Source organism: Collinsella aerofaciens, from assembly GCF_902501475.1.
GTDB lineage: Bacteria > Actinomycetota > Coriobacteriia > Coriobacteriales > Coriobacteriaceae > Collinsella > Collinsella aerofaciens_AL.
Map to the genome: position 1 here is coordinate 18,917 of NZ_CABWIF010000003.1, position 24,746 is coordinate 43,662.

General features: G+C 60.9%; 16 protein-coding genes. 13 read left to right on the forward strand and 3 right to left on the reverse strand.

What is annotated here, in order from left to right; translation table 11 throughout:
- Positions 1 to 149: 149 nt before the first annotated feature.
- Both asnS and GDJ93_RS00920 read right to left on the reverse strand, forming a co-directional pair.
- Positions 150 to 1,553: an asparagine--tRNA ligase gene (gene asnS, locus GDJ93_RS00915; protein ID WP_055285210.1), complete on the reverse strand. Its 1,404-nt coding sequence runs from the start codon at positions 1,551 to 1,553 to the stop codon at positions 150 to 152.
- Positions 1,554 to 1,734: 181 nt separating this feature from the next.
- On the reverse strand, positions 1,735 to 2,298 hold the full coding sequence (locus tag GDJ93_RS00920; RefSeq protein ID WP_226812400.1) for a PTS sugar transporter subunit IIA: 564 nt from the start codon (positions 2,296 to 2,298) through the stop codon (positions 1,735 to 1,737).
- Between the two features lie 243 nt (positions 2,299 to 2,541).
- Here GDJ93_RS00920 and GDJ93_RS00925 point away from each other — a divergent pair, with 243 nt between their 5' ends.
- The 5 genes from GDJ93_RS00925 (at position 2,542) to GDJ93_RS00945 (ending at position 9,653) form a co-directional block, all read left to right on the forward strand.
- Positions 2,542 to 3,444 (forward strand): alpha/beta hydrolase, encoded by a 903-nt coding sequence (locus GDJ93_RS00925; RefSeq protein WP_152067413.1) that lies wholly within the window; start codon positions 2,542 to 2,544, stop codon positions 3,442 to 3,444.
- 382 nt (positions 3,445 to 3,826) lie between these two features.
- A complete protein-coding gene (feoB, locus tag GDJ93_RS00930; RefSeq protein ID WP_152067414.1) occupies positions 3,827 to 6,238 on the forward strand; it encodes a ferrous iron transport protein B in 2,412 nt (803 codons plus the stop codon).
- Between the two features lie 120 nt (positions 6,239 to 6,358).
- Complete coding sequence (locus GDJ93_RS00935) at positions 6,359 to 7,555, forward strand: MFS transporter (RefSeq protein WP_152067415.1); 1,197 nt, start codon at positions 6,359 to 6,361, stop codon at positions 7,553 to 7,555.
- Between the two features lie 154 nt (positions 7,556 to 7,709).
- Complete coding sequence (locus tag GDJ93_RS00940; RefSeq protein WP_152067416.1) at positions 7,710 to 9,086, forward strand: alpha-amylase family glycosyl hydrolase; 1,377 nt, start codon at positions 7,710 to 7,712, stop codon at positions 9,084 to 9,086.
- Between the two features lie 3 nt (positions 9,087 to 9,089).
- A complete protein-coding gene (locus tag GDJ93_RS00945) occupies positions 9,090 to 9,653 on the forward strand; it encodes a DNA-deoxyinosine glycosylase (RefSeq protein ID WP_152067417.1) in 564 nt (187 codons plus the stop codon).
- A gap of 1 nt (position 9,654) precedes the next feature.
- Here GDJ93_RS00945 and GDJ93_RS00950 read toward each other — a convergent pair whose 3' ends face one another.
- Positions 9,655 to 10,317, reverse strand: coding sequence for a hypothetical protein (locus GDJ93_RS00950; RefSeq protein WP_152067418.1), 663 nt, complete (start codon positions 10,315 to 10,317; stop codon positions 9,655 to 9,657).
- A gap of 93 nt (positions 10,318 to 10,410) precedes the next feature.
- Between GDJ93_RS00950 and GDJ93_RS00955 the strand changes: the two genes are divergently transcribed.
- From GDJ93_RS00955 to GDJ93_RS00990, 8 genes are all read left to right on the forward strand, one after another.
- Positions 10,411 to 11,547: a pyridoxal phosphate-dependent aminotransferase gene (locus GDJ93_RS00955; RefSeq protein WP_152067419.1), complete on the forward strand. Its 1,137-nt coding sequence runs from the start codon at positions 10,411 to 10,413 to the stop codon at positions 11,545 to 11,547.
- A 504-nt stretch (positions 11,548 to 12,051) separates the two neighbouring features.
- Positions 12,052 to 12,573, forward strand: coding sequence for a 50S ribosomal protein L10 (rplJ, locus tag GDJ93_RS00960; RefSeq protein ID WP_099432079.1), 522 nt, complete (start codon positions 12,052 to 12,054; stop codon positions 12,571 to 12,573).
- A gap of 102 nt (positions 12,574 to 12,675) precedes the next feature.
- Positions 12,676 to 13,053: a 50S ribosomal protein L7/L12 gene (gene rplL, locus GDJ93_RS00965; protein ID WP_006235005.1), complete on the forward strand. Its 378-nt coding sequence runs from the start codon at positions 12,676 to 12,678 to the stop codon at positions 13,051 to 13,053.
- A gap of 315 nt (positions 13,054 to 13,368) precedes the next feature.
- Positions 13,369 to 14,277 (forward strand): UTP--glucose-1-phosphate uridylyltransferase, encoded by a 909-nt coding sequence (locus GDJ93_RS00970; protein WP_055285202.1) that lies wholly within the window; start codon positions 13,369 to 13,371, stop codon positions 14,275 to 14,277.
- Between the two features lie 287 nt (positions 14,278 to 14,564).
- Complete coding sequence (rpoB, locus tag GDJ93_RS00975; RefSeq protein WP_226812401.1) at positions 14,565 to 18,056, forward strand: DNA-directed RNA polymerase subunit beta; 3,492 nt, start codon at positions 14,565 to 14,567, stop codon at positions 18,054 to 18,056.
- A 6-nt stretch (positions 18,057 to 18,062) separates the two neighbouring features.
- Complete coding sequence (locus tag GDJ93_RS00980) at positions 18,063 to 22,538, forward strand: DNA-directed RNA polymerase subunit beta' (protein ID WP_193221402.1); 4,476 nt, start codon at positions 18,063 to 18,065, stop codon at positions 22,536 to 22,538.
- A 310-nt stretch (positions 22,539 to 22,848) separates the two neighbouring features.
- A complete protein-coding gene (locus tag GDJ93_RS00985) occupies positions 22,849 to 23,367 on the forward strand; it encodes an RNA polymerase sigma factor (RefSeq protein WP_055285248.1) in 519 nt (172 codons plus the stop codon).
- Complete coding sequence (locus tag GDJ93_RS00990; protein ID WP_152067422.1) at positions 23,318 to 24,394, forward strand: DUF4179 domain-containing protein; 1,077 nt, start codon at positions 23,318 to 23,320, stop codon at positions 24,392 to 24,394. The genes GDJ93_RS00985 and GDJ93_RS00990 overlap by 50 nt, the downstream gene beginning before the upstream one ends.
- The last annotated feature ends 352 nt before the right edge of the window (positions 24,395 to 24,746 follow it).

Genomic DNA, 24,746 nt, shown 5'->3' on the forward strand with positions numbered 1-24,746 from the left:
GGGTCGAGTTTTCAACAGCCCTGCTCAACTGACCAAAAACTTGCCAAAAGCTTGACGGATGCTGTTGAAAAAAGCGTCTCTCGACCGATGTCGAGAGACGCTTGTGCGATGAGCGTTGGCGTGTGGCGACGCGAGCTGGCGTCCGACGATTAGAAGTCGGCGTTGCCCACGGTGCGCGGGTGCGGCAGGACGTCGCGGATGTTGCCCACGCCGGTCAGATACATGACCAAGCGCTCGAAGCCCAGACCGTAGCCGGCGTGCTTGCAGGAACCGTAGCGGCGCAGGTCAAGGTAGTACTTGTACTGCTCGGGATTCATGCCCAGGTCCTTGATGCGGGCCTCGAGCAGATCCAGGCGCTCCTCGCGCTGGGAGCCGCCGATAATCTCGCCAATACCGGGAACCAGGCAGTCGGCGGCGGCGACGGTCTTGCCGTCCTCGTTCATGCGCATGTAGAACGCCTTGATCTCGGCCGGGTAGTCGGTTACGAAGGTCGGGCGCTTAAAGTGCTCCTCGGTCAGGAAACGCTCGTGCTCGGTCTGCAGGTCGATGCCCCAGCTGACGGGATAGTCAAACTTGTGACCGGCGGCGACGGCCTGCTCCAGGATTTCGACGGCCTCGGTATAGGTGACGCGGGCGAAGTCGGAGTTGGCGACATGGTCCAGGCGCTCGAGCAGACCCTTGTCCACAAACTTGTTGAGCATGTTGAGTTCGTCGGGGCAGGTGGCCATAACGTCCTTAAGGACGTACTTGAGCATGGCCTCGGCGTTATCCATGTAGTCGTTAAGGTCGGCAAAGGCCATCTCGGGCTCGATCATCCAAAACTCGGCGGCGTGGCGCGTGGTGTTGGAGTTCTCGGCGCGGAAGGTGGGGCCAAAGGTGTACACGTCGCCAAAGGCCATGGCAAAGTTCTCGGCATTGAGCTGGCCGGACACGGTGAGGCTTGCATGCTTGCCAAAGAAGTCCTGGCTCCAGTCGACCTCGCCGGACTCGGTGAGGGGCGGATTTTTGGGGTCGAGCGTGGTCACGCGGAACATCTCGCCGGCGCCCTCGCAGTCACTCGTGGTGATGATGGGGGTATTGACGTAGACAAAGCCCTGCTCCTGGAAGAAGCGGTGGATGGCGGCAGCCGCGACAGAGCGGATGCGGAACACGGCGCGGAACAGGTTGGTGCGCGGGCGCAGGTGCTGCTGGGTGCGCAGGAACTCGACGGTTGCGCGCTTCTTCTGCAGCGGGTAATCCGGGGCGCTCGTGCCCTCGACCTCGATGGAGGTGGCAGAAAGCTCGAAAGGCTGGGGCGCATCGGGGGTCAGCTTGACGGTGCCAGTGCAAATGAGTGCGGCCGAGACGTTTTGATGGGCGATCTCGTCGTAGTTGTCGAGTGCCTCGCGGTTCATGACGACCTGCAGGTCGCGGAAGCAGCTGCCGTCGTTGAGCGTAACAAAGCCAAAGTTCTTCATGTCGCGGACGGACTTGACCCAGCCGGCGACGGTGACGGTCTGGCCGCCGAGCGACTCGGCATCGGCATAGAGCTGCGCGATTTTGGTGCGGTTCACGTATCCTCCCATAACGGTTGAATGATAGTTATCCATACGGTTCGTTATTCTAGCAGCTCGGCTCATTTGGGCTATACAGATAAGGCATTGGCGGGATGGTTTTTCAAACGAAAAGCGCCCGCGGCCAAATGGTCGCGGGCGCTTAACGAGGTGCCTTTTTGCTGTGTGGCGCGGGGCCTGGCTACTTGGTCTTGGCAACCAGCAGCGGGTCGCCAAGCTTGACGAGCGGGTTGCCGCCGATAAGCGTTCCGGACTCGCCGACATGGTCGATGCTCTTAAGACGGTCGAGCTCGGAGACGATGACGGTCACGATGTCTTCGTGACCAGCGGCCTTAATGGCCTCGCGGTCGAAGCTGATGAGCGGCTGGCCTGCCTTGACCACATCGCCCATCTCGACAAAGCGGGCAAAACCCTTGCCGTTCATTTCCACGGTGCCCAGGCCAACATGGATGAACACGCGAAGACCGTCCTCGGTGATCATGCCAATGGAGTGGTTGGTGACAGTGGTGGCGCCGATGCGGCCGTTGGCGGGCGCATAGATGGTGCCGGTAATGGGCTCGATGCCATAGCCCTGGCCAAGCATGCCCGAGGCGATCGTCTCGTCGGGAACCTCGTCCAAGTTGACGAGCACGCCGTTGACGGGGGCGTAGATGACGCCTTCGCGGGTGGCGAAGCTTGCTGCGGGCGGAACGGACGCCTCGCCGGCCGAGGTGAAGGTGGACTTAAGCGAATCGAGCAGACCCATAGTTGCCTCCAACTTAAATAGGCGCATATCGCGCGTTTGGTTTGCCGGAAACGTTTCACATGTGTTTCGCGGCTTGGTCAACGCCCCTATTCTACGCTGCTCAACGATACCTCTGAACTGGGATTATGTGATATATCAGTTGAAGGGAAACTTATTGCCGGAGTGTTTCTGCGCCACGGGTTCAAGTGGAGTACGCTTGAAGGCGAAAAACAAGGGCGCATAATTTGCGCGAAGGGAGCACATATGATTGTCGAGAACCATGCGCTGTGGGGCGAGGAGCCGACCGAGGAATATCCGGCGACGTTTACGTATCTGGGTGCCGAGCCGCTCCCCGACAAGCCCAATGGCCGCCGCCCCGCGGTGATTATCTGCGGCGGAGGCGGGTTTACACATATCGCTCCGCACGAGCAGGACCCGGTGGCGTTTGCATTTTTGGACCGCGGCTACCAGGCCTTTGTGCTCAACTATGTCACGAGTTCTACGGGTGACGTGAGCTTTCCGCACCCCCAGGCAGATCTTGCCAAGATGGTCGCCACGGTGCGCGCGAATGCCGACGAGTGGCATGTCGACCCCAAGCGCGTGTGCGTCGTGGGCTTTTCTGCTGGCGGCATGATTTGCGCCTCGCTGGCAACACAGTGGAAGACCGGCCCCTTCGCGGGCTTGGCAGGGGCGCGTCCGGACGACATTCGTCCCGATGCCGTGGTGCTGGGCTATCCATTGCTCGACTTTGCCTATGTGCGCGACATGCAGACGCGCGATCCGCGCATTGACTTGCGTGTGCCCAAGACGGGCGGCAAGACGGGGCGCGATTTGCTCAACGACTACCTGTCGATGGTGACGGGTGGCGAGGCAACTGACGAGCATTTGGCCGACATCTGCCCCACCACGCATGTTTCGCGTCAGATGCCGCCGACCTTTGTGTGGGGCGTGTCCGACGACAAAACGGCGCCGATCGCGCAGGTCTATCCGTTTGCCCAACGCATGGCAGAGGAGGGCGTCCCTTGCGAGATGCACGTCTTTGACCAAGGTGGTCACGGCCTTTCGCTCGGCAACGCCAACACCGCGGTCGACAACGAGGACAAGCAGGTTTCCGTCCGTCCCTGGATCCGCCTGGCCTTCCGCTTCCTCGAGCGCCACGGGTTTTAGTTACGGCGTTTTACCAAACGCCGTAACCACTTGACGCTGCAAGCCCGCCAGGGCGGCAATCTGCCTTTCAACTGCGGCGGCATGACCAGAAGGTCAATGCCGCCTCGTTTCAAGGCACCTTGCTCGCTCTGGCGGGCTTTCGCCGTCGGTTCCAAGACATCGGCATCGTCCTAGCTGTCAAGGGCTTGGCGTAGGTAGTCATTGGGGACGTTCTTAAGCGACTAGCCGGAAGGGACACTCTTGCGGCACTTGGCACTTGGGGACGTTCCTTTTGTGCCGGCACTTGGGGACGTTCCTTGCAGCAATCTGTCGATTGAACGTCGTTGTGTGTTCACGCTATCATGTAAGTTTAAAATTGGTTAGCCATGGCAAACGGTTAGCCATGGTGAACATAAATACAACGCCCTGCGGGCGCCGGGGGAGGAACACGGACGTGAAGCTCGATACACTCGAGATTGGAAAGGACGCCGTTGTCGCATCGGTGGCATCGGACGATCAGGCACTCCGACAGCATATTTTGGACATGGGTCTAACGCCGGGCACCGAAGTCACCATGATGAAGTACGCCCCCATGGGTGACCCGCTCGAGATCCGCCTGCGTGGCTACGAGTTGACACTGCGTAAGGACGATGCCGCTCGCATCGAGCTCGTGGGTATTCACGACACCGATACGGGTCCGCGCGCTAACGCCGCAATCGGCACGACGGAGCATCCGGCCCTGGGCGAGGGGACGTATTCGCCCCGTGCGGCAAAGACGGCCGTGCCAGAGGGCGCGCCGCTGCACTTTGCCCTCGCCGGCAACCAAAACTGCGGCAAGACCACGTTATTCAACCAGCTGACGGGCTCCAACCAGCACGTCGGTAACTTTCCCGGCGTGACGGTCGACCGCAAAGATGGCACCATCCGTAACCATCCCGAGGCGAGCGTTACCGACCTGCCCGGCATTTACTCCCTGTCGCCGTACACAGGCGAGGAGGTCGTGAGCCGTCAGTTCATCCTCGACGAGCGCCCGGACGCCATCATCGACATCATTGACGCTACCAACATCGAGCGTAACCTGTACCTGACACTGCAGCTCATGGAGCTCGACCGCCCCATGGTCATCGCGCTCAACATGATGGACGAGGTGACCGCCAACGGCGGCGCCGTGGACGTCAACCTGCTCGAGAGCCTGTTGGGCGTGCCCGTTGTTCCCATTAGCGCTGCCCGCAACGAGGGTATCGGCGAGTTGGTGGATCATGCCTTGCACGTGGCGCGGTTCCGCGAGCGCCCTGGTCGCCTGGACTTTTGCGCGCCCGACGGTCCGGACGGCGGTGCGCTGCATCGCTGCATCCACGGTATTGCTAACCTGATCGAGGACCATGCCGTGACGGCGCACATCCCGGTGCGCTTTGCGGCGACCAAGCTGGTCGAGGGCGATGAGCTGGTAACCGAGGCGCTTCACCTGGACCGCAATGAGCTCGACGCTATCGAGCACATCATTACCCAGATGGAGGGCGAGGCCGGCACCGACCGCCTATCTGCGCTGGCCGATATGCGTTTTAGCTTTATCGGCGACGTGTGCGGGCGCTGCGTCGTCAAGCCACACGAAAGCCGCGAGCACGTGCGCTCCGTCAAGATTGACCGCATCCTAACAGGTCGTTACACAGCCATTCCGGCGTTTCTGGTGATCATGGGCCTCGTCTTTTGGCTGACGTTTGGCGTGATCGGCGCGGCGTTGCAGGGACTTATGGAGGACGGCATCGCTGCTATCATCGCCTCGGCCGATGCAGGCCTCAAGGCGTTCGGCACCAACGACGTGGTGCGCTCGCTGGCTGTCGACGGCGTGCTTACGGGCGTGGGCAGTGTGCTGACCTTCCTGCCGATTATCGTCGTGCTCTTCTTGTTCCTCTCCATTCTGGAAGACTCCGGCTACATGGCACGCGTAGCCTTTGTCATGGATAAGGTGTTACGTCGCTTTGGCCTGTCGGGCCGCAGCTTCGTGCCCATGCTCGTCGGTTTTGGCTGCACCGTGCCGGCTATCATGTCGACCCGTACGCTCCCATCCGAGCACGACCGCAAGATGACGGTCATGCTCACGCCGTTTATGAGCTGCTCAGCCAAGTTGCCGGTTTACGGCTTGCTGTGCGGGGCGTTTTTCCCGCAGGCGACGGTTCCCGCCATGGTCTCACTCTATCTGATCGGTATCGTGGTCGGCTGCATCGCGGCTTTGGTGCTCAACCGCACGGCATTTAAGGGCGACCCGGTGCCGTTTATCATGGAGCTCCCCAATTACCGCCTGCCGAGCGTCAAGACGACGGTGATGCTGGCATGGGATAAGGCCAAGGACTTCATCACCAAGGCCTTTACCATCATCTTTGCCGCGACCGTGGTCATCTGGTTCCTTCAGACGTTCGACATCCGCTTTAACGTGGTCGCCGACCAGTCGCAAAGCCTGCTTGCCGGTCTGGGTAGCATCATCGCGCCGGTGTTGGCCCCGCTCGGCTTTGGCGACTGGCGCGCCTCGACGGCGCTCGTCACGGGGCTCATTGCCAAGGAGAGCGTCATCTCGACGCTCACGGTGCTTTTGGGCGCAACGTCGCCCGCGGCGCTGTCGACCATGTTTTCGCCGTTTACCGCCTACGTGTTCTTGGTCTTTACGTTGCTGTACCCGCCTTGTGTGGCGGCAATCGGCGCCGTCAAGAGCGAGTTGGGCGCGCGCTATGCCGTGGCCGTATTCGCGTTTCAGGTCGCCGTTGCCTGGATCGTGGCGTTTGTCGTGCATTCGGCGGGCATATTGCTGGGGTTGGCTTAGTTATGAATTGACGGCGCAACCTCTGTGTATCGAATTGTTTTCGGCCCCGCATCTGTACTGACGGATGCGGGGCCGTTGCTATATAATCGCCTCCGCTCAAAATGATTGGAGATGTTATATATGAGTCAGGCAAGGCAAGACGGCATCACGCTCAGGCAGTGGCTCCCACTCGTCGGGCTCACCTGCTGTGCGTTCGTGTTCAACACGTCGGAGTTTATGCCCATCGGCCTTTTGACTGATATCGCCGCGTCGTTCTCGCTTACCGAGGCCCAAGCTGGCATCATGATCTCGGTCTATGCCTGGGGCGTCATGCTGCTGTCGTTGCCGCTCATGGTGTTTGCCTCGCGCTTCGAGTTCAAGCGGATGCTGCTGGGCGTGCTGGCCGTGTTCTCGCTCGGCCAGTTCCTGTCCGCCGTGGCGCCCACCTATCCCATCTTGGTCTGCGCGCGCCTGGTGGTCGCTTGCGCGCATGCCGTGTTCTGGTCGGTCGCTTCGATTATGGCCTCGCGCCTGGTCGACACTCGCCACGGCGCGCTCGCCATCAGCATGATCGCTACGGGCTCGTCCATCGCGCAGATCTTTGGCCTGCCCCTCGGTCGCGCCATTGGCTTGGCCGTGGGCTGGCGCATGACGTTTGCCGTGGTCGGGGGCCTCTCGGCCATCGCGGCCGTCTACCAGGCAGCGGTGTTCCCGGCCATGCCGGCGGGTGAGCGCTTTACCGTCAAGCAACTGCCCGAGCTGCTCAAGAACCCGCTCCTCATCGCGCTCTATGCGGTCACAGTGTTCATGGCAACTGGCTATTACGCGAGCTATAGCTATATCGAGCCTTTCCTGGCTCAGGTCGCGCATGTCGACGCAAGCGCCATCACTATGACGCTGACGGCGTTCGGCTGCTCTGGTCTGCTCGGAAGCTGGCTGTTCGGCCGCCTGTTCGACGGGCACCGTTTTCCGTTCCTTGCCATCACGCTCTCCGGAGTACCGGTTGCCTTGCTGCTTATGGGTCCTGCCGCGTCGTCGCTCGCCGCGGTTCTCGCTGTTTGCGCACTGTGGGGTTGCTGCGCCACGGCCTTTAACGTGGCGTTTCAGGCCGAGCTCATCAAGTACACGCCGGCGGACTCGTCGGCCGTCGCCATGTCGATCTTCTCGGGCCTGTTCAATCTGGGCATTGGCACGGGTACCGCGATCGGCGGAGCCGTGGTTTCGGGCCCCGGTATCGCCTGGATCGGCTTCGCGGGCGGGGCGATTGCCGTCGTGGGCGTTATCCTCGCCATCACGGTGATGTTCCCGACCATACGCCGCGCAAAGCCCGTCGCCTAATCACGTTCCCTCATCAGTTGCGGTGAAATACGGACTGCTGGGCCCAATAAACCCGGCAAACAGTCCCTATTCCACCGCAACTTATTTTGGGGGAGGGGATGCGCGGCGGGCATACAATGGATGTCGTTGTGTTGAGCTTACCGGGAGGTTGCTTATGTGGGCATACGAGACGACGTTCTATCAGATCTATCCGCTGGGCTTTTGCGGAGCTCCGCGCGAAAACGCCGCGCCCGTTGCCGAGGATGAACTTTCCCAAGCTGCCGGCGCTGAACCCAACCCCGATGCGCCCATCATGAAGATCGCCCAATGGGCCGACTACCTGCAGGAACTCGGCGTTGGCGCCGTGCTCATCAACCCGCCGCTCGAATCTGATAGCCATGGCTACGACACGCGCAGCCTGCGCCATATCGACCGTCGCCTGGGTGGGGACGCCGACTTTGCCGCCGTATGCGACACGCTGCATGCCCATGGCATCCGCGTGGTGCTCGATGCCGTCTTCAACCACGTCGGCCGCGGTTTTTGGGCCTTCCGCGATGTGCAGGAGCGCAAGTGGGACTCGCCGTACAAGGACTGGTTCCACATTAGCTTTGACGGCGATTCCTGCTATGGCGATGGCTTTTGGTACGAGGGCTGGGAAGGCCATTTTGAGCTTGTGAAGCTCAACCTGCAAAATCCCGCTGTGGTCGATTACCTGCTCGAGTCCGTGCGCCGCTGGGCCGAGGTCTTTGGCGTCGACGGCCTGCGCCTGGACGTTGCCTATATGCTCGACCGCGACTTTATGCGCCGCCTGCACGTCTTTACCCGTGAGCTCAAGCCCGACTTTGTGCTGATCGGCGAGACGCTCCACGGCGACTACAACCAAATCGTCAACGACGAGATGCTCGACTCCTGCACCAACTACGAGTGCTACAAGGGCCTGTACTCCAGCTTTAACTCGGTCAACATGTTCGAGATCGCCCATTCGCTGCACCGCCAGTTTGGCGGCGATCCGTGGTGCATCTACCGCGGCAAACATCTGCTGTCGTTTGTCGACAACCACGATGTGCCGCGCCTGGCAAGTATCCTCACCGACAAGTCGTGTCTGCGTCCCGCCTACGGCATGCTCTTTGGCATGCCGGGCATCCCGTGCGTCTACTATGGCAGCGAGTGGGGAATTGCCGGCGAAAAGGGCGGCCCCGATGGCGACTGGGCGCTGAGACCTGCGCTCAATGAGCCTGCGCCCAACGAGCTGACGGCGTTCATCACGCAGCTTGCGCACCTTCGCTCGGCCGACGACGCGGCTGCCCGTGCTCTCAACTACGGTGCCTATCGCAACGTGGTGATCCAGAACAAGCAGCTGCTGTTCGAGCGCGCCTGCGACGACGCGACGGTGCTCGTGGCGGTCAATGCCGTGAACGAGCCCTATACCTTTGGAGCCGGCGAACTCAACGGCTCCTTCGTCGACCTGCTTGCCGACGATGCTCCCACGGTCGAGCTGACGGGTACCCTTGAGCTTGCACCCTACGAGGTGCGCTATCTGCTGAGGGCCTAGCTCGTGGCCGCGTCTGACGAGGGCTATCAGCATATTGAGCATGGGTTTGAACCCGTGTTTGACGAGCGCTCGCGCGTTTTGGTGTTGGGGTCGTTTCCTTCGGTGCTCTCGCGTGCCAATGCCTTCTACTATGGCAATCCGCAGAACCGCTTTTGGCGCGTGATGGCCGCGTGCCTTGGTGCGCCCGTGCCGCCCAACGAGGGAGACTCTTTGGCAAGCGGTGAGCCCGCGACGCTCGATGCCTCCATTGCCGCCAAGCGGGCCATGCTGCTGAACGGCGGCGTGGCCCTGTGGGATGTGGTCGAGAGCTGCGACATTAAGGGCTCGAGCGACGCGAGCATCCGCAACGTTGTGCCGGCACATATCGAGCGCATTACCGGCGCAGCTCCCATTGAGCAGGTGATATGCAACGGTGGTACAGCTGGCCGGCTCTACAAGCGCTATCTACAAGAACGCACCGGGCTGCCCGCCATCGCCCTGCCCTCGACAAGTCCCGCCAATGCCGCCTGGCGCCTGGAGCGTCTTGTTGGGCGTTGGCACGAAGCCGTTGACTGGGCTGTTATTTAATTTAGATTTTTGTTTGAGCGTGGGCGCCCAGACGTTTCAGAACGCCTCGCCAGATCGGCGCGGGCACGGCTGGCTCGGCGCAAACCATGCCGCCGGCGTCGACGTTGGCGGCATTGCCGCCGCCAAGTCGCTGTGCATGCTCGACGGAGCAGCCCATGCGCACAGCGCCCACAAGCTTATCCATCGCTTCCGAAAAAGGTCGGCGCAAGAGGCCCATGCGTGGGGAATGGCGAAGCGCTGCGATGCCGCTGTCGGCGCAGATGGCAACGCCGCCACACCACAATTGGTCATGGCGCTCACATGCCTTGTGCAGGCGAACGGAGGTCCCACGCGCCTGCTCAGTGCCCTCTTGTGCGGCTCGAATCGCGGCATAGACGCGCGTTCCCGTACCGCCAAAGCGCTCAAGTGCCTGCTCGATGGCTGTCAACGTCTCATCGTCAGCCACATCTTCAATGGCCAGCACGATGCCATCGGCAACGCTGCCGGCGTCATTTGCCTTCAAGTCGACCGGGCGGGGGAGTGCAGTGCCGGAAAGTTGAGCATAAGCGGCGATGGCATCCTGCAGGTCCCAGAGCAAAAAATCAAGATCGGCGCTATTGGGAATACTGATATACGCAATGGTGTGCAGCGTTTTTGGTACATCGTCGCGCACGGTCGACTCCATGCTGCCTCCTTTCCGGCTCGTTTCCGTTTAGGTTACACCGTCTGGTGGCGCCCCGCCGCGCTATCCTAGTGCAACCCTTACGAAAGGAACGCCATGCGTCTGCCCATGAATACCTCGCTTGCCATGCTCAAGCCCTCCGGTATCCGCCGGATCAACGCGCTCGCCGCCCAGCATCCGGGGTGCATCGCGCTCGCGCTCGGCGAGCCCGATTTTCCCACGCCCGATGTGATTAGCGCCGAGGTGACCGCCGCACTGGACCGCGGTGACACACACTATCCGCCCAACAACGGTCGCCCCGCCCTGCGTGAGGCGTTATCTGCCTACATGGGGGACGCGGGCCTTACGTTTTCGGCTGACGAGGTCATCCTGACCGACGGTGCGACCGAGGCACTGTCGGCAACATTCATGGCTATGCTCAACCCCGGCGACGAGGTCATTATCCCCACGCCGGCCTTTGGCCTGTACGAGAGCATCGTCGTGGCCAACCACGCTAAGGCGGTCTTTTTTGATACGGAGCCCGCGCAATTCCAGATCGATGAGGAAGCGCTTCGTGCCTGCGTGACACCGGCGACCAAGGCCATCGTCATCTGCTCGCCCAACAACCCCACGGGCTGCATCCTCAACGCAGCATCGCTCGACGCCGTGGCACACGTGGCAGAGCAGGCGGGCATCTACGTGGTCTGCGACGACGTATACAACCGTCTGGTCTATGTGGATGGCTACGAGCGCTTTGCCCAGCGTCACCCGGAGCTTCGCGATCAGACGGTAGTTATTGAGAGCTTCTCCAAGCCCTGGGCTATGACCGGCTGGCGCCTGGGCTGGCTCGCAGCGGCAACCCCCGTCATCGCCGAGATCGCAAAGGCCCACCAATACCTAGTATCGAGCGCCGTTTCCTTCGAGATGGACGCCGCAGCCCGAGCCCTCACCGTCGACCCCACCCCCATGCTCGAAGTCTACCGAGCCCGTCGCAAACGTGTACTCGCAGCCTTAAACGCCATGGGCCTCGACGTAGTAGAGCCCGCAGGAGCCTTCTACACTTTCCCGAGCATCAAAAAGTTCGGCCTAACCAGCGAAGCCTTCTGCATCAAAGCCATCAAAGAGGCCAACGTAGCCCTAGTCCCCGGAAACTGCTTCGGCACCGAAAGCCACATCCGCCTAAGCTACTGCGTCTCCGACAAAGACCTGGACGAAGGCCTCCGCCGCCTGTCCAACTTCGTTTCGACCTTGTAGTCCTCAGGGACGCAACACATCAGCCCACTGACATAAGGGTTATGCGTGGGGCGCGTCGCTCAACGGACACGAGGATTCGCAACAAAGTTACCGCAGCTCCGGCCGGGAGGGGCAGGGCGAGTTTTCCGTAGATTCCGCACGAGCCGAAGGCCACTTAATGTGGCCTTCGTGCGAGCCCAGGACTTGACCGAGCGGAAAACTCGCCCTGCCCCTCCCGGCCGGAGCGTATGCAGGGTTTGTGTACGAATCCTCGTGTCCGTTGACCGACGCCGGGGTCCCCGCCATAATACTTTCGGTTCACGCACGAATCCGCTGCCAGAGACAGCCGGCGCAAACGGGTCTTACCCGCGAGCTTAATGGGACTTCCCGCCAGCCGAGGTGGTCGAGTAGATATGTCTTCTCGCCCCCGTCGCTCATGCAGCGCGGGGGCTTTCTTTTTGGACATGCCCCCGTCACGTCCTTGTGGCGGACCGTGCCCGGAAAGAATTCGAGGAGGTGTAATTCATGCCCCAGCAGTACAAAATCGACAAGGTTGCAGAGATCGAGTCCCGTATCGCCGAGAACGCCGGTCTGTTCGTCGTCAACTACAACGGTCTGACGGTTAAGCAGGCTCAGGAGCTGCGTCATCAGCTTCGCGAGTGCGGCGCCGAGATGAAGGTCTACAAGAACAACCTGGTCAAGATCGCTCTCAAGAACCAGGAGCAGCCCGAGCTCGACGAGATCCTCGCCGGCCCCGTCGCTTATGTGTTCTACGAGTCCGAGCCGGTCGAGGCCGCTAAGGCCCTTAAGGACTTCTCCGCTCAGTCCAAGGGCGTCCTTGAGATCAAGGGCGGTATCTCCGACGGCAAGGCCGTTTCCGCTGATGATGTTAAGGCTATCGCCGAGCTGCCCACCAAGGATCAGCTTCTCGGCCAGATTGCCGGTCTCATCTCCGGTTTCGCTCGCGACATCGCTGTCTGCGTCAACGGCGTTTCCTCTGGTCTCGCTCGTTCGATCCAGCAGGTCTCCGAGCAGAAGGCAGCCTAGTTGCTGTTTTCACCCGCGGCGGCAACGCCGCACCCCTGGCGCATTCGCGCTGTGTTTTAACTGATCTCCGTGCATCCGCACGGAAACCGAAAGGACTTAGAAATGGCTAAGCTTACCACCGATGAGATCATCGATGCTCTTAAGGAAATGACCCTTCTCGAGGCTTCTGAGCTCGTCAAGGCTATCGAGGACACCTTCGGCGTTTCCGCCGCTGCTCCTGCCGCTGTTGTCGCCGCTCCCGCTGCTGGCGCTGCTGAGGCCGAGGAGAAGACCGAGTTTGACGTCGTGCTCGAGGGCTTCGGCGACAACAAGATCCAGGTCATCAAGGCCGTCCGTGAGCTCACCAACCTTGGCCTGAAGGAGGCCAAGGAGGTCGTCGAGGGCGCTCCCAAGGCTGTTCTCGAGGGTGCCAAGAAGGAGGACGCCGAGGCTGCCAAGGAGAAGCTCGAGGCTGCTGGCGCTGCTGTCACCCTCAAGTAATCAGGCTTTCTCGCCAGATTTCTTTGCAGACGGGGTTCGCATTGCGAGCCCCGTCTTTTTTTGTTTTTCGGTCCCTCGACATCGGTAGCTCAAACTGCCATATTCTGTGATTTGCGTCGTATCGGGTGCCCTGCCGTTGGGCAATAAAATTGCACCATTCGAGCAATAATTTGCGTTGACCTGCTGAAGAATTGTCTCTGCCTTGTAGCGACATATAGTTCCAGCGGTAAGATGCTTGGGTATCGCAATTTGGTCTGCGGCTGTGCGCCGCACGCATGGGGCGCTTTTGCGCCTGCGAAAGGATCTTTGAATAACATGAAGGCAATCATCCCCGCCGCCGGTCTTGGCACGCGTTTTCTGCCTGGCACCAAGTGCACGCCCAAAGAGATGCTGCCGGTGCTCGACAAGCCCGTCATTCAGTACGTCGTCGAGGAGGCGCTCGACCCCGAGGAAGTCGACGACGCCATCATCGTTACTTCTCCCGGTAAGCCCGAGCTACTGAACTACTTCCAGCCCGATCGCTCGCTCGAGAACCTGCTGCGCGAGCGCGGCAAGAACGCTTATGCCGATGCCGTCGCCCACGCTGGCGGTATGCCGGTCGACTTCCGTTATCAGTACGAGCCCAAGGGCCTCGGCCATGCTATCCGCTCTGCTGCCGACGCCGTGGCAGGGGAGAACTTCCTGGTTCTTCTGGGCGACTACGTTGTGCCTAATCGCGACATCTGCGACAAGATGCTCGCCGTTTCCAAGGAGCACGGTGGAGCTTCGGTTATCGCCGTCGCTGCTTGCTCGCCCGAGGAAGTCAGCCGCTACGGCGTTATCGCCGGCGAGCGCGTCGGTTCGCTCGAGGGCGCCGAGGGCGTTGCCGATGCCGAGCCGGGCGCTGTCTGGCGCATCGGCGGTCTGGTCGAGAAGCCCGCTCCCGAGGCGGCTCCGTCCAACCTGTACATCGTCGGTCGTTACCTGCTGAGCCCGCTGGTCATGGACCTGCTGGCAGATCAGCAGGCCGGCAAGGGCGGCGAGATCCAGCTCACTGACGCCATGGCCCGTTCGCTCGACCGTGAGGCCATGTATGCCGTCGTCATCGACCCGCTGTCGGGCTACGACACCGGCACCCCCTCTGGCTGGATGGCCACCAACGCCCTCATGGCTGCAAGCGATCCCCGCTTTGCCGATGCCTTCTGGGATGCCATCGACGAGCGCGGCGGATTGATGCGCAAGTAAGCCTTCGGGCATCGACATTTACGGGCGCGGACCTCGGTTCGCGCCCGTTTTTTATAAGAGCTGCGATTGACGGCCCGCTGTTCACAGAAAATATATGAACAGATGTTCGATACATATACATCTACCTGCGTGTTTTCTGTCGAAAAACTTTGCTACTCCAAAAACTCAATCGCGTCAAGGCTTTTCTTGCCCAACGGTCGGTACCTGATAAACTATTAGGTTGCGATAACTGGCGAAGCCATGCCTCGCCAACCCACCGAGCATTTCCGTGAAGGAGGAAAAACCTGGTGACCTACGCATACACTGCCACTGAGCGCAAGCGCGTCAGCTTCGGGAAAATCCCGGAGGCCATGGAGCTCCCCAACCTTATCTCTGTTCAAAGGGAATCCTTTGAGCGTTTTAAGGACGAGGGCCTTCGTGAGGCGTTCAAGGAATCCAGCCCCATCCAGAGCCAGAACCATGTTCTCGAGGTTACCTTCGGCGAGCATCAGTTCGGCGACCCCGCGCACACCGTCGAGGAGTGCCGCGAGAAGGACATGACCTATCAGGCCCCGCTTCTGACCGACGTCCGTCTCACCAACAAGGAGACCGGCGAGATCAAGGAGCAGCTCGTCTTTATGGGCGACTTCCCCATGATGACCGATCAGGGCACCTTCATCATCAACGGTACCGAGCGTATCGTCGTCTCGCAGCTCGTCCGTTCCCCGGGTGTGTACTACAGCTCCGAGATGGATTCGGGCAAGCAGATCTACAAGGCCCAGATCATCCCGTCCCGCGGTGCCTGGCTTGAGTTTGAGGTCGACAAGCGCGACCAGCTCATGGTCTCCATCGACCGTAAGCGCAAGCAGAGCGCCACGATGTTCCTGCGCGCCCTTGGCATTGCCGTCACCAACGACGACATCATCGAGCTGCTCGGCAACTCCGATGTGATCAAGCGCACCCTGGAGCGCGACACCGCCCTCACCCGCGAGGATGCCCTTATCGAGATCTACCGTCGCCTGCGCCCGGGCGAGCCTCCCACCGTGGATGCTTCCCGCAGCCTGCTCGAGGGCCTGCTCTTTAACCCGCAGCGCTACGATCTGGCCCGCGTCGGTCGTTACAAGGTCAACAAGAAGCTCAACCTCACCACCGAGGAAGAGGTCACGGTGCTCACCGACGAGGATATCGTCGCGACGCTGCGCTACCTGCTGTCCCTCGCTGCCGGCGAGCAGGGCTTCAAGGTCGACGACATCGACCACTTTGGCAACCGCCGCATCCGCACCGTCGGCGAGCTCGTCGCCAACCAGTTCCGCATCGGCATGAGCCGTATGGAGCGCGTCGTCCGTGAGCGCATGAGCTCCCAGGACATCGACGAGATCACCCCGCAGTCGCTCATCAACATCCGTCCGATCGTGGCCTCCATCAAGGAGTTCTTCGGTTCCTCGCAGCTCTCGCAGTTCATGGACCAGGCGAACCCCCTGACCGGTCTGACCCACAAGCGCCGTCTGTCCGCACTCGGCCCTGGCGGTCTTGCCGGCCACAAGTCCGGCTCCAGCCGCCGCACCAACGTGCCGACGGCCGTCCGCGACGTCCACAACTCGCACTACAGCCGCATGTGCCCGATCGAGACCCCCGAAGGCCCCAACATCGGCCTGATCGGCTCGCTCGCCCTCTATGCCCGCGTCAACGAGTACGGCTTCATCGAGGCTCCGTTCCGTCGCGTCGAGAACGGCGTTGCCACCGACCAGATCGACTGGATGACCGCTGACGAGGAAGAGAAGCACGTCATCGCGCCGGCCAACACGCCGCTCGATCCCAAGACCAACGAGTTCATCACGACCGATGCCGAGGGCAAGCTTGTCCGCCCGCACACCGTGATCGCCCGTACCCGCGACTTCGACGGCTCCTTCGGCGCTCCCGCCGACGTGCCTGTCGAGGACGTCGACTACATGGACGTCTCGCCGCGTCAGATGCTCTCCGTCGCAGCCACGCTGATCCCGTTCCTCGAGCACGACGACGCCAAGCGTACGCTGATGGGCGCTAACATGCAGCGTCAGGCCGTGCCGCTGGTTCACCCTGCCGCTCCCTATGTCGGTACCGGCATGGAGCGTCGCGCCGCTCTGGACTCCGGCGAGGTCACCCTGGCCAAGAACGCCGGCGAGGTCATCTTTGCCGACGCCGCCAAGATCATCGTCAAGCATGCCGGCGGCATGGACGAGTATCACCTGGCCAAGTACCAGCGTTCCAACCAGTCCACCTGCATCAACCACCGTCCGCTCGTGCGCGTCGGTGACACCGTTGAGCAGGGCGAGCCCCTGGCTGACGGTCCTTCGACCGATCATGGCGAGCTCGCACTGGGTCAGAACCTCACCGTGGCATACATGCCGTGGGAAGGCTTTAACTACGAGGACGGTATCGTCGTGTCCGAGCGCCTGGTGGCCGAGGACCTGCTGACGACCATCAACATCACCCGTCACGAGATCGACGCCCGCGACACCAAGCTCGGCCCCGAGGAGATCACCCGCGAGATCCCGAACCTCTCCGAGGACATGCTTGCCAACCTCGACGAGGACGGCATCATCCGCATCGGCGCTGAGGTCGGCCCTGGCGACATCCTGGTCGGCAAGGTCACGCCTAAGGGCGAGAGCGCTCTGACCGCCGAGGAGCGCCTGCTGCGCGCCATCTTCGGTGCCAAGGCCCACGACGTTCGTGACACTTCCCTTAAGATGCCTCACGGCGCTTACGGTCGCGTCATCGACGTCGTCCGCTTTAGCCGCGAGAACGGCGACGATCTGGCCCCCGGCGTCAACGAGCAGGTGCGCGTCTACGTCGCCCAGCGTCGTAAGATCCAGCAGGGCGATAAGATCGCCGGCCGCCACGGCAACAAGGGTGTTATCTGTAACGTTCTGCCGGTCGAGGACATGCCCTACATGGCTGACGGTACCCCGATCGACGTTATCCTCAACCCGCTGGGCGTTCCTTCGCGTATGAACGTCGGCCAGCTGCTCGAGTGCCACCTTGGCTGGGCTGCTGCCTGCGGTTGGGATACCGAGCAGGCCGACTCCGACAAGTACGTCCCCGGTCCTTTCTTCACCGCCACGCCTGTCTTCGACGGCGCCAAGGAGGACGAGATCGCCGAGGTCATTCGTCGTGCCAACAAGAACATGCTCAACAAGGCCACCGCTGCCTTTGGCGATCACATGCGTCCCGAGTTCGTCACCCAGCTTGACGAGCGCGGCAAGACCCGTCTGTTCGATGGCCGCACCGGCGAGGAGTTCCGCGAGCCCATTACCGTGGGTACGTCCTACATCCTCAAGCTCGGCCACATGGTCGACGACAAGATCCACGCCCGTTCGACCGGCCCTTACAGCCTGGTTACCCAGCAGCCTCTGGGCGGCAAGGCCCAGTTCGGCGGCCAGCGCTTCGGCGAGATGGAAGTTTGGGCACTGTACGCTTACGGTGCTTCCAACGTCCTGCAGGAGATTCTGACCGTCAAGTCCGACGATACCGTGGGCCGCGTCAAGACCTACGAGTCCATTGTCAAGGGCGAGAACGTTCCGGTTCCGGGTATTCCCGAGTCCTTTAAGGTTCTCGTCAAGGAGATTCGTTCGCTCGCACTGGACATCGAGCCCATGCACGATGCCGACGAGGACGCCTCCGCCCCTGTGACCGCCGAGGAGACCTCTGCTCTCGACGACCTGACTGCGCTCGCCGGCGTTGACGCCGACGTCGAGGCCGAGGATGCCGAGACCGCCGAGGCACCCGAGGCTGTCGCCGCCACGACCACTGATAAGGAGTAGTTGACTGTGGCAGATTTCGAAGCTACTGATTTTGACTCGGTAAAGATCTCCCTTGCCTCCGCCGACCAGATCCGTTCCTGGTCGCACGGTGAGGTCAAGAAGCCGGAGACCATCAATTACCGTACCCTCAAGCCCGAGAAGGACGGCCTGTTCTGCGAGAAGATCTTCGGTCCCGCCAAGGACTGGGAGTGCTCCTGCGGCAAGTACAAGGGCATCCGCTTTAAGGGCATCGTCTGCGAGCGCTGCGGCGTCGAGGTCACCTCGGCTAAGGTGCGTCGTGACCGCATGGGCCACATCGAGCTCGCTGCTCCCGTGTCCCACATCTGGTACTTCAAGAGCCCCACGAGCTTCCCGATGAGCCGTATGCTCGACATCAAGTCCAAGGACCTCGAGAAGGTTCTGTACTTTGCCAGCTACATCATCACCGAGGTTGACTACGAGGCTCGCGAGGCCGACGCCGACGACCTGCGCGAGGAGCTCGCCGCCGATCTGGAAGAGATCGATGCCGAGTGCGCCCGCCAGATCGAGTCCCTCAAGGAGCAGGGCGACCCCGAGAACTTTGACGAGTTCTCCGACGAGGAGCCGCTGACCCCCGAGGAGATCGCCTCCGGCATCGTCGACATCGAGGAAGAGTGCAAGGACGAGAAGCAGCTCCGCACGGACGCCTTCAACGCCTTCATGAAGCTCACCGAGCGCGACCTCATCTCCGATGAGCCGCTGTTCCGCGAGATGACCCGTTACTACTCCATGTACTTCAAGGGTGGTATGGGTGCCGAGGCTGTCCGCGACTTGCTCGCTGCCATCGACCTCCCCTCCGAGGCCGAGAAGCTCAAGGCCATCATCGCCGACGAGGATTCCCAGAAGCAGAAGCGTGAGAAGGCCGTCAAGCGCCTTGAGGTCGTTGACGCCTTCCTGAAGGGCGGCAACAGCCCCGCGAACATGATCCTGGACGTCATCCCGGTCATTCCGCCCGATCTGCGCCCGATGGTTCAGCTCGACGGCGGCCGCTTCGCCGCGTCCGACCTCAACGACCTGTATCGTCGCGTGATCAACCGTAACAACCGACTCAAGCGCCTGCTCGACCTGGACGCCCCTGCGATCATCGTGAACAACGAGAAGCGCATGCTCCAGGAGTCCGTGGACGCCCTGTTCGACAACGGCCGTCGTGGTCGCCCGGTCTCTGGCCGTGGCGGTCGCCCGCTCAAGTCGCTCGCCGAGGCCCTCAAGGGCAAGCAGGGCCGTTTCCGTCAGAACCTGCTGGGTAAGCGTGTCGACTACTCCGGCCGTTCGGTTATCGTTACCGACCCCAAGCTGCTGCTGCACCAGTGCGGTCTGCCCAAGACCATGGCGCTGGAGCTCTTCAAGCCCTTCGTCATGAAGCGCCTGGTCGAGCTTGGCAAGGTCGAGAACATCAAGGGCGCCAAGCGCGCTATCGACCGCGGTGCCACCTTTGTGTGGGACATCCTCGAAGAGGTCATCGACGGCCGCGTCGTGCTGCTCAACCGTGCACCGACCCTGCACCGTCTGTCCATCCAGGCCTTTGAGCCGGTGCTGGTCGAGGGCAAGGCTATCCACCTGCACCCGCTGGTCTGCTCGCCCTTCAACGCCGACTTCGACGGCGACCAGATGTCTGTCCACGTGCCGCTGTCCAGCCAGGCTCAGGCCGAGGCTCGCGTGCTCATGCTCTCTGCGAACAACCTGCGCTCGCCGGCATCCGGCAAGCCGGTCAACATCCCTTCGCAGGACATGATCATCGGTGTGTACTACCTCACCCAGGTTCGCGAGGGTCTGCCGGGCGAGAACCACGTGTTCTCGAGCTTCGATGACGCGCTGCACGCCTATGACTGCCGCTCCGAGGTCGACATGCAGGCCAAGATCCAGGTCCGCGTGTCCGCTGCCGATGCCAACGTCATCAACGAGGACGGCACCCGTATCTTCCGCGTTAAGAACGGCAAGAACGAGTTTGTCGACTACGACGTCACCGGCAACAAGACCGCGCGCTTCGAGACCTCTATCGGCCGCATCATCTTCAACCGCCAGTGCCTGCCCGAAGACTATGAGTTCATGAACTACAAGATGGTCAAGGGCGATGTGGCCAAGCTGGTTGCCGACTGCTGCGATCGTTACCCCGAGGCCAAGGTCGGCCCGATCCTCGACGCCATCAAGTACTCCGGCTTCCACTACGCTACCCGCGCCGGCCTCACCATCTCGGTGTGGGACGCTCTTATCCCTGCCGAGAAGCAGGAGCTGCTCGACCGCGCCCAGGCCAACGTCGACCAGATCAACGAGTACTTCGAGGAGGGCTTCATCAACGAGACGGAGCGCCACATCGAAGTCGTTAACGAGTGGACCGCTTGTACCGATAAGGTTGCAGCGCTCATGCTCGACATGTTCGACGAGGAGAACCCGCTCTACATGATGGCCGACTCCGGCGCCCGTGGTTCTAAGACCCAGCTGCGTCAGCTCGGCGGCATGCGTGGCCTGATGGCAGACATGTCCGGCGAGACGATCGACCTTCCCATTAAGGCGAACTTCCGCGAGGGCCTGCTGCCGCTCGAGTACTTCATTTCGACCTACGGCGCCCGTAAGGGCCTGGTCGATACCGCATCCCACACCTCGGACTCCGGTTACCTGACCCGTCGTCTGGTCGACGTCGCCCAGGACGTCATCGTCCGCGAGGAGGACTGCGGTACGCACGAGGGCGTCACCTACAACCTCATCATCCCCGGCACCACCGACCTCAACACCGACCTCGTCGGCCGTTGCTTCATCGAGGATGTCGTGGCTCCCGATGGCACCGTGCTCTTTGAGCAGGACGGCTACATCGAGAAGGTCGCCGACATCCAGAAGATGGTCGATGCGGGCCTCAAGAAGGTCAAGCTTCGCGCGCTGCTCACCTGCCGCTCCAAGTACGGCGTGTGCCAGAAGTGCTACGGCTGGGATCTTTCCACCCGTCGTCCGGTCGCTATCGGTACCGCGGTCGGCATTATTGCCGCCCAGTCCATCGGCGAGCCCGGTACGCAGCTTACGATGCGTACCATTCACTCCGGCGGCGTCGCTGGCGTCGACGATATTACGCAGGGTCTGCCTACGGTCAGCCGTATGTTCGATATCGTCGGCAACGTCAACGAGAAGATCCTGGGTCGCGAGGCCGAGCTGGCTCCGTACTCCGGTCACCTCTCGATTAAGCCCGAGAAGTCCGAGTACGTGCTGACGCTCACCGACTCCGAGGATCACACCCGTGTCCTCGACGAGCGCCGCGTCCCCGCTTCGGTGCGCTTTATGCCCGAGATCGAGGACGGCTGCGAGGTTCGCGCCGGCGACCAGATCACCAAGGGCTTCGTCAACTTCCGCAACCTGCGCAAGCTGACCGATATCGAGTCGACGATGCACACCTTCGTCGAGAGCGTTAAGGACGTCTACACCAGCCAGGGCGTCGACCTGAATGACAAGCACATCGAGGTGCTCGCACGTCAGATGCTGCGTCGCGTTCAGATCACCAACCCCGGCGACTCCAAGTACCTGCTTGGTCAGTACGTCGACCGCTACGAGTTTGCCGACGAGGTCGAGCGCGTTGCCCGTCTGGGCGGTCAGGCTCCCGTGGCCGAGCCCGTCATCCTGGGTACGCTCAAGGTCGCGTCCAACATCGACTCCTGGCTGTCGAGCGCTTCGTTCATCCGTACCGCTGGCGTCCTTACCGAGGCTGCCATTGAGGGCAAGGTCGACCACCTGCTCGACCTTAAGTCCAACGTCATCGTCGGTAAGAAGATCCCGGCCGGTACCGGCCTCAAGCCGTACGCCAACGCTAAGCTGACGTATCGTACGGCCGACGGCTATGTCGACATCGACGGCCCGGCTTCGCCCAACGCCAAGTCGCTGCCCGAGTGGGCTCCTGTGGAGCTCAAAGACCTGGACGAGCAGCTCCCGCAGCAGCTCGACTGGGCCGGCTACGACGAGTTCGGTGGTGCTGACGGTTCGTTCACCCGCAACGGCCACACCATCTCCGCCGAGAAGGCTCGTCTGTACCTGTTCGACGACCTGGGCGTGTCGCAGCGCTGGACCAACAAGTTCAGCGAGGTTGGCATCGAGACGGTCGGCGACCTGGTTGGCAAGTCCGAGGAGGATCTGCTGCGCATCGATGGCATCGGTGCCAAGGCGATCGAGGAGCTCCGTGACGGCCTCGAGGCCCACGATCTGCTCTACATCCTCGAGAACAACGACGACGTTGCCGACGAGGAAGACCTCTCGCAGCTGCTGCAGATGGTCTTTAGCCCCGACGGTCCGGACGATATCCTGCTGGGTACCTCCGCTCCGACGCATCACGCCGACGCCGACGAGGAGCTCCTGGGCGCCCCGATCGACGACAAGAAGGCTCCCGCCAACGGTGCCATCAACGAGGACATGGCTTCTCTCGATGAGCTGCTCAACCAGCTCGTGGACACCGACGACGCCGAAGAGGCCAAGGACAACGACGAGGAGTAATTAGTTCCGCCGTTCTAACGAACGGCGGCGACCTCCGTCGCTGCGCGGCCCCCAGAGCTACAATCTGTCATTCAAAAGGCAGGGCATGACCAAAAGGTCAATGCCCTGCCTTTTTCATGCTACCTTGTACGCTCTGGGGGCCGCTCGCTTGCGTATGCTCAACCTGTTGCGTTCCGTTGATCCCTTGCCAATAAGGGACAGAGTCATTTTGATAGGTTATTCCTGCTTGAATTTGAAACATTCCGTTCGGTCAAAGCGTATCTATGGTGAGGGCCTCAGCAAGAATCATTAACGTCACCGGGAGGTGATTATGGAAGAACAAGCATTTAGACAGGCGGTCGAGGATCATCGTGATGTCGTGTTTCGAATCGCATTGACGTACCTGCGCGATCGTGCCGATGCCGACGATATTGCCCAAGATGTCTTTCTTAAGTTGCTTAAAAGCGATGGACACTTTGAAAGTTGGGAGCATCTTCGCCGCTGGCTTATCCGGGTCACGATCAATGAATGTAAATCGCTCTTTCGAAAGCCATGGAGGCGTGTGGAGGATATTGAGAACCTGGCCGATTCGCTTTCGGCGGCGCAGGATGAGACCAAGGCGGTCCTGTCAGACGTTATGCGACTTCCGGAGCGATTCCGCGTTCCCATCGTGCTCTATTACTATCTGGGCTTTTCGACCTCAGAGATTGCCGAGTTGTTGCATGTACCAGCCGCGACCGTTCGAACGCGTTTGGCTCGCGGCAGGTCGAAGCTCAAGTTCATCCTAGAGGAGGGCGACCGTGAAATCCAATCAAATCAAGCAGGCCTTCGAGTCCATCCAAGCCGATAGTGATCTTGCAGATCGCGTCCTAAATACCGCTGCGGGTGAGCCGCTTCATCGAAAGGGCCACGCGAAGTCTCTCTATGTTGCCGTAATCGGATGTCTCGCCGGAGTGTTGGCGACCGGAGGGGTCGCCTACGCCGTTATCAATTCCAGCTATTTTGCCTCAGCCTGGGGAAACCACGGCAATGGGGATTCCATTACCTGGACCAACGGCGGCTCATCGGGGGCTAAATACACCTACACCAGAGAGTTTGGTGACGGCATTGCGCCCCAAAGCCTGGAGGGCACAGTCCAGAAGGTTAATCTGTCCGTCGAGGGTAACGGCTATACGCTTGATATCCATGAGATGGCTATCGATAAAAACGGTTGCGGTGCCGTGACGTTTACGCTGTCCAATCCAAATGGCGTTAACTACTACAAGCCGGCAGCAGAGACGGGCGAACTTGTTCTCTATGGTGAAGAAGAACAAGGCATCGGCACGCCCAGCATGAACTTCGGCGAGGAATGGGCTGACACACGCTGCACCATTGATAAGGACACATCAAGCGACACGGTCATTAATGGCACGATGTACTTTGCCTCTATGGATTGCGAGCGAGGTTTTCAACATGCGGTCACCTGGAATATCTCGTGGACCGAGGGCGAAGGCGAGGATGCGAAGCCGTTCGAGGCATCGACGCCCGAGTTTAGCGTTGGAGCGTACGTCGATACAAAGGAACTCCGCTCCGATGACTCGCCTCTCGAGATCAGCCCGTTTTCTATCCAGACACACATCGATGATCTGGGCATTGACGCAGTTGATAATAAGCTGACCGTCAGCTACAAGGATGGATCGGAGCAGATTATCGAAGATGACGACGCAGGGGTGTTCAACTTATATTTTTCTTATGCGCGCAATAGCGGAGAGAACATCTGGCTGCCAACGAAGTTGATCGATGTCGACCAAGTGGTCTCAGTAACGCTTGAGGGCACGAGGTACACGTCAACAGGAGAGACCGAAACAGAAGAGTCCTTTACTATCGTCTATTCGTAAGGTCTGAGGCCGCTTCCTACTAGGGGAAGCGGCCTCTTTTGCGTTAAATGGAAACGCCGCCGATTTCCATGCGACAGGTGAGAGCAGATCACCGCTGGAGCGCGACATTTTCCCAGATAAAACCGACCAAAATAAACCTGTCCCTTTTTGGCAGGTAGCGTTGCCTCGACGAGCATGTCGGATTCCCGGCCCGGGCGGCCTGCGGTTTAAGTTTGTCGCGAGTTCCGCACGAGCCGGAGGCCACTTAATGTGGCCTCCGTGCGAGCCAGGACTGTAGAGCAGCAAACTTAAACCGCAGGCCGCCCGGGCCGGGAATCCGCCCATGCGCACAGGAGGGGATCCCTTTTGTGTA